Source organism: Pseudomonas sp. MPB26 (genome assembly GCF_046605355.1).
Classification (GTDB): Bacteria; Pseudomonadota; Gammaproteobacteria; order Pseudomonadales; family Pseudomonadaceae; genus Aquipseudomonas; species Aquipseudomonas cedrina.
In genome coordinates this window covers 1804712-1817975 of record NZ_CP176793.1, presented here as the reverse complement: position 1 = coordinate 1817975, position 13264 = coordinate 1804712, and the positions used below count along the sequence as shown (strand labels likewise).

Sequence of the window (13264 nt, the reverse complement as noted above, 5' to 3'; positions counted from 1 at the left end):
AGTACCCGAATTTCTTGACGACCATAGAGCATTGGAACCACCTGATCCCATCCCGAACTCAGTAGTGAAACGATGCATCGCCGATGGTAGTGTGGGGTTTCCCCATGTGAGAGTAGGTCATCGTCAAGATTAAATTCCAGAACCCCTGTTTGCTAATGCAAACAGGGGTTCTGTTTTTGTAGAAGTCCATGAATTTTCACCGGCACGTTGTTCACACGACGGTCTGGTATACAGAATTTCTTGACGACCATAGAGCATTGGAACCACCTGATCCCATCCCGAACTCAGCAGTGAAACGATGCATCGCCGATGGTAGTGTGGGGTTTCCCCATGTGAGAGTAGGTCATCGTCAAGATTAAATTCCAGAACCCCTGTCTGCTAACGCAGCCAGGGGTTTTGTCGTTTGGATTGGCAAAACTTCAGTAACACGTCCCTGCCCTTGGGTGCGACCTTGCCGTGAACCGTCGCAGCGAAATGGGCCACACAAGGTATTTGCCCCGCCCGACTCTTGTACGACAACCACCGGTCGGTTTCCTAAGTAAAAACATCTTATGTCCCACAATTTCCTAAGTTTTGCCAAAGGTTGGCCGAAAGCCTGAAGAGCCATGCGTGCACCGAAATAGAGCGGCCAAAGAAGCTGCCTATAAACCTTACATGGAATGTTCCTCTCGGCACGCTCACCCCTTTGGCAAAAAGAAGTCGATGATATGAATCTAAAGTTCAGCCATAAAATCCTGTTGGCCGCGTCCGGCGTCGTGGTGCTGGCCTTCGCGTTATTTACCCTTTACAACGACTACCTGCAGCGCAACACCATCAAACAGAACCTGGCGTCGTCCATACAGCAATCCGGTGAACTCACCGCCAGCAGTGTCCAGAACTGGCTCAGTGGTCGAATACTAGTGCTCGAAAGCCTCACCCAAAACATTGCCCACCAAGGCAGTGATGCTGATCTCCCTGGGCTGGTTGACCAATCCGCGTTCACCTCGAACTTTCAGTTCACCTATGTGGGCCAGACCAGCGGTGTGTTCACTCAAAGGCCGGACGCAAAGATGCCCGACGGCTATGACCCCCGTCAGCGCCCCTGGTACAAGCAAGCGGTAGCTGCAGACAAGCCCATGCTCACGCCACCTTACATGGCCGCAGTGGGTGGGCAGATCGTGACCATCGCGATGCCGGTGAAAAAGAACGGTGAACTGCTCGGCGTAGTTGGCGGTGACCTGAGCCTGCAGACCTTGGTGAAGATCATCAACTCGGTGGACTTCGGCGGCATCGGCCATGCGTTCCTGGTCAGCGGCGACGGCCAGGTCATCGTCAGCCCTGATGAAGACCAAGTGATGAAAAACCTCAAGGAAATTTACCCTGGCACTCAGTTAAGAATCGAGAGGCTCAATCAAGACGTCGTTCTCAATGGCCAGGACCGTATCCTGTCATTCACCCCTATCAGCGGCTTGCCTGGCGCAGATTGGTATATCGGTCTGTCAATCGATAAAGACAAAGCCTACGCGCCGTTGGGCAAGTTCCGTACTTCCGCACTGATCGCCATGTTGATCGCTGTAGTTGCAATTGCTGTACTCCTGAGCTTGCTGATTCAAGTCTTGCTGCGGCCCCTGACCACTATGGGCGTGGCCATGCAGGATATCGCCCAGGGCGAGGGTGACCTGACGCGCCGTCTGGCTGTCACCAGCAAGGACGAGTTCGGTGAAGTGGGCAGCGCGTTCAACCAATTCGTGGAGCGCATCCACGCTTCGATTTCCGAGGTGTCCTCGGCTACACGCCAAGTGCATGATTTGTCTCAACGTGTGATGGCGTCGTCCAATGCTTCTATCATTGGTTCGGATGAGCAGAGCGCGCGCACCAACAGCGTGGCTGCGGCGATCAATGAGCTGGGCGCCGCCACCCAAGAGATCGCTCGTAACGCTGCCGATGCTTCACAGCACGCCAGTGGTGCCAGCGAGCAGGCCGACGATGGACGAAAAGTGGTGGAGCAAACCATTCTCGCAATGTCGGCGCTGTCGCAGAAAATCAGCCTGTCCTGCACCCAGATCGAGACCCTGAACGCCAGTACCGACAATATTGGTCACATCCTTGATGTGATCAAAGGCATTTCCCAGCAAACCAACCTGCTAGCGCTCAACGCGGCCATCGAAGCAGCACGCGCCGGTGAGGCTGGTCGCGGTTTTGCTGTGGTCGCCGACGAGGTGCGCAACCTGGCTCACCGTACTCAGGAATCGGCCGAAGAGATCCACAAAATGATCACTTCGCTGCAAGTGGGCTCGCGCGAAGCGGTTACCACCATGAACGCCAGCCAGGCCTCCAGCGAAGAAAGCGTAGAGGTCGCAAACCAGGCCGGTGAGCGCCTGGTGAGCGTGACGCAGCGGATCGTGGAGATCGATGGCATGAACCAGTCCGTCGCAGCAGCGACTGAAGAGCAGACTGCTGTGGTGGAAACCCTCAACGTGGATATCAACCAGATAAACCTGCTGAACCAGCAGGGCGTGGCTAATCTCAACGAAACCTTGAAAGATTGCGACGCGCTGTCTCAACAGGCCAATCGATTGAAGCAACTGGTCGATAGTTTCAAGATTTGACCCTCTGATTGATCCGGCAGGAGCGAGTCACCTTGCTCCTGCCGCTCAGCCAAGCATCCGGCGGACGTTGTTCAGGGCGCTATCGGCGAAGCCTTGCACAAACTGTCTAAACCCTGTGTTTGCCTCATCCGTGGGTTCCGCAATAATCGTCCATGTCACCTTGGAACACTCCTCTCCAATCGATTGCACTTGGATCGCCGCCCATAACTGGGCTACGCCCAGCGTGTTATAGATCGTGGTCCAGGTCATGTGCATGGCGTGCTCGTCCCGGCTATTGAGCTGCTCCACCACGCAGTTGCCGTCGCGGAAAAACTTTGTACGCAGAGCGCCTACGCCTGTTCCCTTCATTTCGATGTGAGTCAGGTCAGGAATGAACACATCGAAGCCTGCAAATTCCCCCACTATGTTCCACAGCCGCGTGGCATGGCATTCGACCACCACAGACGCCACTATCGGCAGACCGTTAGGGTTGCGAATTAACGTATCGGGTTGCAGCGGTTTCATTAGGGTGTCCTGAGGCATTCAAAAAAAGCCAATGGTCTTGAGGTAGTCACAGCCTTTGCTCAACAGCGCCGAATCTTTTTCAGGATAATGTGCGCCCATCTGCTGGACGCCCTGCCGCGCGTTTTCGTGACGAATCTTCGAGGTGTCGCCGATATCTTCATCCAGGCGGCCGAGATAAAAGCCCAGCACGCCAAACAGGGCGTTGTCCGGGCCGACCGTTCGTAGCGCCTGTTGCCACCGCGCGATACTTACCCGCTTGAAGCGGTGGCCGGCTCGGCTGAAAGCATCCAGGTAGCGGGCCCAGCTCAAAGGTTGTGGGTTGTGCAGGTTGAATACGCTGTTGTCGGCTTGAAAGCGGGCGCAGTGGAACGCAATGAAACGAGCCAGAAAGTCCACCGGCATCAGGTCGAAGTTTAGTGCCAGTCGCGGTAGCAGACCCAGTTGCAATGATCCCTTGAGCATCAGCATCAAGCGATTTTTTTGCGGTTGGCACACACCCGTAACGCTGTTGAAGCTGACATTGCCCGGGCGGAGGATGTTCACCCAGGCCCCGCGCTCCACCGCACGGCCCAGTTGCCGTTCGGCGACCCACTTGGACAGGTTGTAGCCATTCTTGATGTACAGCGGCAGCGTGGTTGCGGCGGGTGTTTCGAGGACATAGCCCTGTGTGTCGATACTGCTTGCGGCAGAAAGCGTCGAGATAAAGTTTAAGACCTTCTTGCAGTGAGTCTCGCACAGGCGCAGGCACTCGAGCATGGGATCGACGTTGTCCCTGGCCAGTGACGCGTAGTCCATCACGTGATTGACCTGAGCGGCGTTGTGTATCAGCACGCCGAAGTCTTTGGCGAGCGTGTCATAAGCGTCGCCGGCCAAACCCAATCGAGGCAGGCTGATATCGGCGCTGAATACCTGCACCCGGCTCAGGTCCAGATGCTCCAGGCGATACTCGCGCAGCGCCTGGGTAAAGCGTGCCAGCGCCGAGTGCCCTGGTTCCGCACGTACCAGGCATGCCACCTGGGTTGCGCCACCGGCGAGCAACGCCTCGACGATATGAACACCGACAAAGCTGTTGGCCCCCGTCACGATCACCCTGTGCGGATCGCCTGCGCATCCATGCGCCAGCGTCTTGTACACCCACTCTCGTTGCGCATCGCGAGCGGCCTGGCTGAAGCGCGTATCGGGCCGTTCGCCGTCTTGTATCAAGGTTGCCAGGGTGCGAATCGTCGGCACCTCAATGAAGTGACTTAGCGCGAAACTACGGCCAAATTGCTCGCGAACACGCAGCAAAAGGGTCGACAGCAGAATGGAATGGCCGCCGAGGTCGAAGTAGCTTTCGTCGATGGATATGTTCGCTGCCGGCAACGCCAGCAGTTCGCTCCACAAGCGGGTCAGTCGCAAGTGAAGCGGGGTTTGTGCCGCGCAGCAGCCAGCCTGCGCAGTAGGCGAGAGCGGCAGTGCCAGCAACGCCCCGCGATCGACTTTGCCGTGATCGGAGTACGGCATGCAGGGCAACACATCCCAGAATCCGGGCCTCATATAGTCCGGCAGCCACTGCCGCGCGTGTTGCTGCAGGGCCGCCACAGTGGCCCCCGGTTCAGGTTGGGCGACATAACCTCGGATCCTGCATTCGCGGTCGATTACCACCGCCACCTGGCGATACAGCCGACTGTTACGCAAGCACTGTTCAATCTCTTGCGGTTCAACCCGAAACCCTCGGATCTTCACCTGGTCATCTCGCCGCCCCCCAAGTACGATCCCGTCGGCGGTCCACTTTGCCAGGTCGCCGCTGCGGTAAGCCCTCAAGCCCCGGCCGCCTGGCACGGCCAACTCCACGAACGCAAGGGCGGACTGTTGCGCAGCGTTCATATACCCCAGGCTCACCCCCGGTCCGACGATATAAACCTCACCCATCACCTCTTCGTCCACCGGCTGCAGGTTGTCATCGAGAATCAGCACTTGGCTATTGGCGATGGGGTAGCCGAGGTTGCGGTTGCTGTCACAGGGGTTCAACGTCCGATGGGTGACCAGCACAGTCGACTCCGTGGGCCCATAGAGGTTGTGAAACTGGCACTGCTTCGCCAAATGTTCGATCACATGGGGCTCGCACACATCACCGCCGGTCAATAGATGCTTCAGGCCCAGTGGTTGTCCGGGTGGCAGGATGCTCAGCAGGGCTGGCGGTAGGAAGGCATGGGTGACGCGCTGCCGGTGGAGCAGACCCAGCAGTTGCCGAGGGTCTTGTCGTTGCTCGGCGTTAGGGACGATCAGTTCGGCGCCTGCTATCAGCGCGGGGAAGATGTCGACCAGTGACGAGTCAAAGCTCAACGGCGAAAATTGCAGGACGCGGCACTGCTCATCCAGCGCCATACAGGACCTGAACCAAGCCGCAAAATGTGCCAGGTTAGCCTGGCTGAGCAACACTCCCTTGGGGTGGCCAGTGGTGCCCGAGGTGTAGAACGTCATGCAGGGTGCATCAGCTGCGGGACAGTGGCGCATCAGTGGGCGCGTCAAGTCGACGCCGCGCAAGTCGACACTGCTCACATCCACGGCAATAAACCGCCCTCGCAAGCGATGCTGGCCGGCGTCAAGCAACACCTTTGCATCCGCGCTTTCAAGCATGGCCTGATGGCGCTGAGGCGGATGATCCGGCGCTAGCGGCAGATACACCGCTCCACAGCCCAGTACCGCGAGAATACTGGCGTACAACTCGATGGACTTTTCCAGGCATACGCCGACCACTGCTGACGTCTGCACAGTCTCCAGCAACGGTTGCAGCCGCTGCTGGATCGCCAAGGCGTGACGCTGTAATTGACGGTAGAGCACCCGGTTGCCGGCGATGTTCAAAGCCGGCCGATCGGCAAAGATCCGAAGGCTGGCCTGCAAGCGTTCGATCACGGGCACCTGGGCTTCCTGCATGACAGCCGGGTCTTCAGTTCGGTTGAAGCGATGCACAAAAGCCAGCGCGTCAAGCTCGCCCAACCCCCGCTCGGGCCATTCATTGGCGGTGGCGCTCATGCAGAAATATTCAGGATCCCGCGAAAACCCACTGACGTGCAGCGCGACCCACTCCACCAACGCATGTGTGACCTGCTGGCGCAGCCGCTGGCCATTGCCGTTGCGCTCGTCGGCAACGTCCAGTACCGCTAATAGCTTCCGTCCATGCCCATACGCGCGCAGTTGCAGCGCGGGCAGCCCGCAGTCGGCTACCGGGCCGACACCCAGGCGCAGGCTTAGTCGTGGAATTGGGCCGGTGTGATCCAGCGCTCCGTGGCTGCCGTCATCGATACAAAGGTCGATGCCCTCGTCACCCGAGGCATGACCATACTGTTCCAGTTCCTGCCTGATGGCGCCCAAGGCGCTGCTGGCGCCGGCAAATCCGATGGTCAGCCGCCGCATGTCGCCCTCCGGGACACTGGCAGGTAAGCGTCCAGCGCTTGCACCACGCTCGGCGTTTGCAGCAAACCGCTGTGTTGCAGGAAGCTGAGGATATTGCCCATCAACGGGTGCTGCCGGGTGATGGGAAAGGCCAGCGCCGCGGCTTCATCGCGTAGTGCACCGCGCAGGCTGGCGCTGATGTCGAGGTGTTCGATCAAGTGCAGGTCGAAGCTTTTTTGCAGATCGTTCGTCAGGTAGTGGGCCAGGAAAATGGGCAGCACCTGGGCGATGCTATCGCGGTCGTCGTTGCTCGCGGCTTGCCAATACAAACGTACGAGCCGTGTCCAGAACCGGGCGTGGCGGCCTTCATCAAACAGGTGGTCGGCCATCAAGCCACGGATGGAGGCCTTGACGCTGGCATCCTTGGAAAACGCCGCCACATCGTGGGTCACGGTGTTTTCGGCAATGGCCACGCCAATCAGCGCTATTGCATCACGCAAGCGCGCTGGCGCCTGTGCCTGCGCCGCCGGCAGCGCGCGGCTCAATTCGATTTCCCGCGCCGGCTCCAACGGCTGTATGCCGGTTATGGCGACGGTTTGCTGCAGGAAATCCAGCGCAACCAGTGCGTGGTAGTCCTCGTCCACGACAACGGTCATCGCGTCAATGCGACAGGCAAGCGGGAAGGGTACCGAGAACTGATTCTTGGCAATACTGCGCGCGGTCTTGTCGACGATCTCGGTCTCGAATATCACGACGTCATTGATGAATTTGTAGAAGCTTTGCACCAGCACGAAATCGCGCCATTGCGGGCAGTGTTCCAGGAATGTCCCACAGAGCACCAAGGGTTGGCGGCACAACGGATAGATCAGCTTGTCATCGTCCTCCAGTAAGCGACGAGGACGTGTGCGGATGGTTGCGCGGCGCTCCCAGTCATCGGCGATGGCTTTGTAGTCGGCGGCGTTCATGGGTGCACCGCTTGCAACGAGGCCCGAACCTCATCCCAGAAAGCAATACGCCCCTCCACAGCCGCGAGGGCGGCGTCGTTGGCCTGTTGCGGGTACGCCGGGTCCGCGCTGGCGAGACGCTGCAGCAACTGTTCGGCCGCTGGCCCATGATCCTGGGCGTCCAATTCGATGTGCCGCTTGAGGTAAGCACACAAGGTAGGCGCCTGGCGACGGACGCATTCATCAGCGTTCAGGAGGCGCGTGAACATCGCCGGGATGACATGCTCGCGACTGTGCAGGAAGGTTGCCGCCACGCAATGGGTCGGCGCGTTCAGCGCAAGGTGCAAGGTGCTGCTGACGAAGCAGGCCACGCCGGGAAGCACCTCGATCTCCTGTAAGGCGGCAATTGCTCCCGCGCCTTGGCGTTGTAGCGCGACAAAGCGGTTGATAGGCAATGTGCTGGCGCCCACTTCAGTCATGGCCTCCAGGTACAGTTCGAAGTGGCTGCAATAGCCCTGCCCAAGATGCTGGTCTGACTCCTCAGCCAGCACGATCTCGTTGATCAGGCGTGCGGCTTGCGGGTCGGCAGGTGGCAGCCAGGGCAGGCGAGTGCAGGTCAAGTCCTGCTGCAGGCGTTTGGCGAGGGTCATGAAGTCCCAGACGGCAAATATGTGGCTCTCCATAAAAAGTTGTAACTTGCGCAGTGAAGTTATTTCTGAAAATAACGGATGATTGCATAACTGCAGTTTTGCTGTTTCAAGTAACGGTTGATGCATGGTTGGTGCCTTAATTGTTGCGTCTGCTGTGAACACAGCGATAAGTGTTTTGTTGGCAAGAAGTGAGTGGGTATCAACCAGCCGCCGGCGCGCAGGGTCGCTCCATGAAAGGGCTGCAACGTCGAGTGAAGTGTCTGGTTCAGGAGTAAAAGATGATAAGCGGGTTAAACAAGTTGGCGAGCATACAAATGTGTTAGAAGTTTTTCTAAATAATATGTGCTGTAAGTTAGTTTCTTGGTTGTCGGTGGGAAGTTTCTACGGGGCGTGGCGCTAATACTTAGCCAGGCGGCCCCGCAACACAGAAGTTCGAAATAGCGGAGCCGTGTGTCTTATTGTATGCGTGTATTGTCGCTGACATCCAAGCCGTTGAGGTACACCGTGATCACCTCCATGCCTCGCATCAAGTGATTACGCAGCGTCAGGATGCTTTGCGCTGTTTTCTTTTGTGCCACCAGGCTTAGCAGTTCGCGGTGATCTTCCTGGGATGTCTCACCCAGGCCCATGGCTTCAAGGTTGTAACGCAGGAAACGTTCTTCCTCGTTCAAGCCGTGTTCCACCAACTTGAGCAGCCGCTGGTTCGGGGCCCTGCCATACAGCGCCATGTGGAACAGCCGGTTGAGGCGACCGATCTCGCGATAGTCTTTTTCCTGCTCCAGAGCGTCGATGATGGCGTCCGCCTCGATGATATCTGCCTCGGTGAGCAATGGAATCGACAGGCGCAGCGCTTCAGTTTCCAGCAGCATCCGCAGTTCATAGGTTTCGGCCGAGTTATCCTCGATCAACGGTGCAACGACGGCACCCTTGTGGGTCACCACATGCAGCAGTGACTGGGCTTCCAGCTGGCGCAAAGCTTCACGCACCGGCATCCGACTGACCCCGAACAAGCTGGCCAATTCCTGTTGGCGCATGGCGGTACCGCAGGGCAAGCGACCATCCAGGATGGCGTTGCGCAAAGTTTCTTCAATCACGGAGCGAGCGAGATGCGCGGGAATAGGTCCGCTGATCTTGATGCTGTTCAAAGGGGTCGGCTTATGCGTCACGGTTACGCTACGCTCCTTATTAGAATAGGGTGGCTAATTGGATCCAATGAACACTAGAGGCTGCCCATAAGCTTGTCAAACCCGCACGGTTTCGGCTTGTAAGCGGTTCAACATGGCGTTCCAGGCACCCACGGGCGGGTTCTATCGTGTCTTACGCAACACGTTCAACTTGCCTGCTGTCGACCCGGTTATAGCGCCAACACCCGACCACTGCGACAGCGCAGTATGAGCCCTCGGCGCCCAACGGCTGGCGGGATGTCAGGACATTTCTTATATATCGTTATTCTATATTGGTATTTAAAATGAAATTCTTATATCTATAAAGTCAACCTCCTGTCTGACCGGGAGTGACCTCATGTCCGCCATCTCTACTGTTCCAACAGCGATCGCCACCACCCAAACCTTTGATATCCGTCCGTTGCCCGGCAGTGTCGGCGCCGAGATCATTGGCCTGGATTTGTCGCAACCGGTCAACGACGAGGATTTCGCACGCATTCACCGTGCGCATCTGGAGCATCATGTCGTGGTGTTCCGAGACCAACGCATCACCCCCGAGCAACAGATCGCCTTCAGCCGCCGCTTCGGCGTGCTGCAGATCCACGTGCTCAAACAGTTTCTGTTGGCCCACCACCCGGAAATCCTGATCGTTTCCAACATCATTGAAAATGGCCAATCCATTGGGCTGGGTGATGCGGGCAAGTTCTGGCATTCGGACCTGTCCTATAAAGAGCTACCAAGCCTGGGCTCGATGCTGCACGCCCAGGAGCTGCCCAGCGAAGGCGGCGACACCTTGTTTGCCGATATGCATAAAGCCTGGGACCAATTGCCCGAGCACCTGCGCAAAGCTGTTGAGGGCCGCAGCGCCGCACATTCCTACACCGCGCGTTACAGCGAAACCAAATTCGAAGGCAACTGGCGGCCCACGTTGACGCCCGAGCAGCTTGCCCAGGTCGCTGAAGTGGTGCACCCCATTGTGCGCACCCACCCGGAAAGCGGCCGCAAGGCGCTGTTCGTCAGTGAGGGCTTCACCACCCGCATCGTCGGCCTGCCGGAAGACGAAAGCCGCGATCTATTGGCTCAGCTCTACGCCCACAGCGTGTTGCCACACAACATCTACCGACACCACTGGCAGCCCCACGACCTGGTGTTCTGGGACAACCGCTCGCTGATCCACTTGGCTGCCGGTTGCCCGAGCCATCTGCGCCGCAAGCTGTACCGCACCACCATCCAGGGCGACGCACCTTTCTGATTCGGAGCATGACCATGTCCAGGAAAATTCCATTTGCACGCCTTGCCGCGACCGTCGGCCTGGGTCTGAGCCTGCTGGCCGGCAGCCTTGTTGCGCCAGCGGCCGCGCAGGCAGAAGGCGAGATTCGCATCGCCGAACAGTTCGGCATCGTCTACCTGCTGCTCAATGTCGTGCGCGACCAGCACCTGATCGAAAAGTACGGCAAGCAGGCGGGCATCGACATCAAGGTCGACTGGACCCAACTGTCTGGCGGTGCCGCGGTCAATGATGCACTGCTTTCAGGCTCCATCGACATCGCCGGTGCCGGCGTCGGCCCGCTGTTGACCATCTGGGACCGCACTTATGGCAAGCAGAACGTCAAGGCCGTGGCATCACTGGGCAACTTCCCGTACTACCTGGTGAGCAACAATCCCAAGGTCAAGACCATCGCCGATTTCACCGAGAACGATCGCATCGCGGTACCGGCGGTGGGCGTGTCTGTGCAGTCGCGCTTCCTGCAATATGCCGCGGCCAAACAGTGGGGCGACAACGCATTCAATCGCCTCGACAAACACCATTGCCGTCCCGCATCCGGATGCCACCGCCGCCCTGATTGCCGGCGGCACCGAGCTGACCGGGCACTTTTCCAACCCGCCGTTCCAGGATCAGGCCCTGGAGAATCCCAACGTGCATGTGGTGCTGAACACCTACGACCTGCTCGGTCCGAACTCACCCACGGTGCTGTTCGCCACCGAAAAATTCCGCAATGACAACCCGAAAACCTACAAGGCGTTCGTTGACGCATTGACCGAAGCGGCGCAGTTCGCCCAGAACGATAAAGGCGCCGCGGCCGACACTTACCTGCGCGTGACTAAGGCCAGGATCGACCGCGCCGCACTGTTGAAAATCATCGATAACCCGCAGTTCGAATTCAGCGTCACGCCCAAGAATACCTATCCGCTGGCGCAATTCCTCTACCGCGTCGGCGCCATCAAGCACAAGCCTGAATCCTGGAAGGACTACTTCTTCCAGGACGCCAGGCCCCTGCAAGGAAGTTGAGATGAACGCACCCTTGCAAGGCCACACGGCCAGCAACCTGCACACCGCCGCGCCGTTGCTGGCGGTGGATAACGTCAGCCTGGAATACCGCACCCCCGAGCGCGTGGTGCGGGCCACGCACCAGGTGAGTTTCGAGATCGACCCGGCCGACCGCTACGTACTGCTCGGCCCGTCGGGCTGCGGCAAGTCCACCTTGCTCAAATCCATCGCCGGGTTTATCAAACCCTGCGAAGGCGAGATCCGCTTGCTGGGGCAAAAGGTCGAACAACCGGGTCCGGACCGCATCGTGGTGTTCCAGGAATTCGACCAATTGCCGCCGTGGAAAACCGTCAAACAGAATGTGATGTTCCCGCTGCTGGCTTCGAAGACCTTAAAGCGTGTCGACGCCGAAGAACGCGCGCTGCATTACCTCGACAAAGTCGGCCTCAGCGCTTTCGCCGACGCCTACCCGCACACGCTTTCCGGCGGCATGAAAGCCCGCGTAGCGATTGCGCGGGCGTTGGCCATGCAGCCGAAAATCCTGTTGATGGACGAACCCTTCGCCGCCCTCGACGCGCTGACTCGGCGCAAGATGCAGGAAGAACTGCTGCTGCTCTGGGAAGAGGTGCGTTTTACCCTGTTGTTCGTCACCCACTCCATCGAAGAGGCGCTGGTGGTCGGCAACCGTATCCTGCTGTTGTCGCCCCATCCCGGACGGGTGCGCGCGGAAATCCACAGCCATCAATATGACCTGCACAGCCTCGGAGGCGTGGCGTTCCAGGCGTCGGCGCGGCGGATTCATCGCCTGCTGTTCGATGAAGTACCCCAGGTCGAACGTGAGTTGGGTTTTGCCGACATCCGCATCGCTTATTGAAGGGCTGACCCCATGCGCCAGGAATACGAAATCACCCTCGAGCCGCTGCTCAGCGTTCCCGTGGAGCGCGAGCTGCCCCTGCGCCAGCGCCTGTGGCAACAAGGCTGGCTGCGCAAGGGCCTGATCCTGATCGTGCTCGCGATCCTCTGGGAAGCCATCGCGCGCTACCAGAACAATGACTTGTTGCTGCCCAGTTTTCTCCAGACCGCCCACGCCCTTTACGACGGCTTGCTCAGCGGCGAACTGTTGAGCAAGGTGAGTATCTCGCTGGTCGTACTGATCAAGGGCTACCTGATCGGCATCGTGCTGGCGTTCGCCCTGACCACCTTGGCGGTCTCGACCCAACTGGGCCGCGACCTGCTGAGTACCCTGACGTCCATGTTCAACCCGCTGCCGGCCATCGCGCTGTTGCCGCTGGCGCTGTTGTGGTTTGGCCTGGGGCAGAACAGCCTGATCTTCGTGCTGGTGCATTCGGTGCTCTGGGCACTGGCACTCAACACCTACTCGGGGTTTCTGGGGGTGTCCGAAACCCTGCGCATGGCTGGCCGCAACTATGGCCTCAAGGGCATGCGTTTCGTGCTGTTCATCCTGATTCCGGCGGCGCTGCCGTCGATCCTTGCCGGCCTCAAGATCGGCTGGGCATTTGCCTGGCGTACGCTGATCGCCGCCGAGCTGGTGTTCGGCGCCACCAGCGGCAAGGGGGGCCTTGGGTGGTACATCTTCCAGAACCGCAACGAGCTGTATACCGACAAAGTGTTCGCCGGGCTGGCCGTGGTGATCCTGATCGGCCTGCTGGTGGAGAACCTGGTGTTTGACACGTTTGAGCGGCTGACAGTGAAACGCTGGGGCATGCAGCGCTGAATACGCTACGATTGCGCTGAGTTCACTCCCCACCGA

At 58.7% G+C, this 13264-nt stretch carries 9 protein-coding genes, 2 rRNA genes and 1 pseudogene; 7 read left to right on the top strand and 5 right to left on the bottom strand.

All coding sequences use genetic code 11. The features are described from left to right. Window positions 1-13: 13 nt before the first annotated feature. The 3 genes from rrf (ACLH0H_RS08340) to ACLH0H_RS08330 all read left to right on the top strand — a co-directional run bounded on the left by rrf (ACLH0H_RS08340) (window position 14) and on the right by ACLH0H_RS08330 (window position 2588). Window positions 14-129: ribosomal RNA gene (gene rrf, locus ACLH0H_RS08340) — 5S ribosomal RNA — on the top strand. 110 nt (window positions 130-239) lie between these two features. Further along, window positions 240-355 (top strand): 5S ribosomal RNA (rrf, locus tag ACLH0H_RS08335). A gap of 352 nt (window positions 356-707) precedes the next feature. Continuing rightward, entirely contained in the window at window positions 708-2588 is a 1881-nt protein-coding gene (locus tag ACLH0H_RS08330) for a methyl-accepting chemotaxis protein (protein WP_411381669.1), read from the top strand. 45 nt (window positions 2589-2633) lie between these two features. Here ACLH0H_RS08330 and ACLH0H_RS08325 read toward each other — a convergent pair whose 3' ends face one another. The 5 genes from ACLH0H_RS08325 to ACLH0H_RS08305 form a co-directional block, all read right to left on the bottom strand. Further along, window positions 2634-3092, bottom strand: a complete 459-nt coding sequence (locus ACLH0H_RS08325; RefSeq protein WP_411381668.1) for an SRPBCC family protein — start codon at window positions 3090-3092, stop codon at window positions 2634-2636. Window positions 3093-3110: 18 nt separating this feature from the next. Then, on the bottom strand, window positions 3111-6488 hold the full coding sequence (locus tag ACLH0H_RS08320) for an amino acid adenylation domain-containing protein (protein WP_411381667.1): 3378 nt from the start codon (window positions 6486-6488) through the stop codon (window positions 3111-3113). Then, the gene (locus ACLH0H_RS08315) at window positions 6476-7432 is read right to left on the bottom strand and encodes a diiron oxygenase (protein WP_411381666.1); all 957 of its coding nucleotides are present in this window, start codon (window positions 7430-7432) and stop codon (window positions 6476-6478) included. Before ACLH0H_RS08315 ends, ACLH0H_RS08320 begins: the two co-directional genes overlap by 13 nt. After that, window positions 7429-8187 carry a DUF3050 domain-containing protein gene (locus ACLH0H_RS08310; RefSeq protein ID WP_411381665.1) on the bottom strand — a complete coding sequence of 253 codons (759 nt, stop codon included), beginning with the start codon at window positions 8185-8187 and terminating at the stop codon, window positions 7429-7431. Before ACLH0H_RS08310 ends, ACLH0H_RS08315 begins: the two co-directional genes overlap by 4 nt. Before the next feature lie 329 nt (window positions 8188-8516). Continuing rightward, window positions 8517-9227: a GntR family transcriptional regulator gene (locus ACLH0H_RS08305; RefSeq protein WP_411381664.1), complete on the bottom strand. Its 711-nt coding sequence runs from the start codon at window positions 9225-9227 to the stop codon at window positions 8517-8519. Between the two features lie 355 nt (window positions 9228-9582). On the opposite strand from ACLH0H_RS08305, the gene ACLH0H_RS08300 reads away from it, so the two are divergent. From ACLH0H_RS08300 to ACLH0H_RS08285, 4 genes and pseudogenes are all read left to right on the top strand, one after another. Next, on the top strand, window positions 9583-10476 hold the full coding sequence (locus ACLH0H_RS08300; RefSeq protein ID WP_411381663.1) for a TauD/TfdA dioxygenase family protein: 894 nt from the start codon (window positions 9583-9585) through the stop codon (window positions 10474-10476). 14 nt (window positions 10477-10490) lie between these two features. Beyond that, a pseudogene (locus tag ACLH0H_RS08295) lies at window positions 10491-11514 on the top strand (ABC transporter substrate-binding protein). 1 nt (window position 11515) lies between these two features. Further along, window positions 11516-12367 carry an ABC transporter ATP-binding protein gene (locus ACLH0H_RS08290; RefSeq protein ID WP_411381662.1) on the top strand — a complete coding sequence of 284 codons (852 nt, stop codon included), beginning with the start codon at window positions 11516-11518 and terminating at the stop codon, window positions 12365-12367. 12 nt (window positions 12368-12379) lie between these two features. Next, window positions 12380-13228: an ABC transporter permease gene (locus tag ACLH0H_RS08285; protein ID WP_411381661.1), complete on the top strand. Its 849-nt coding sequence runs from the start codon at window positions 12380-12382 to the stop codon at window positions 13226-13228. Window positions 13229-13264: the final 36 nt, after the last annotated feature.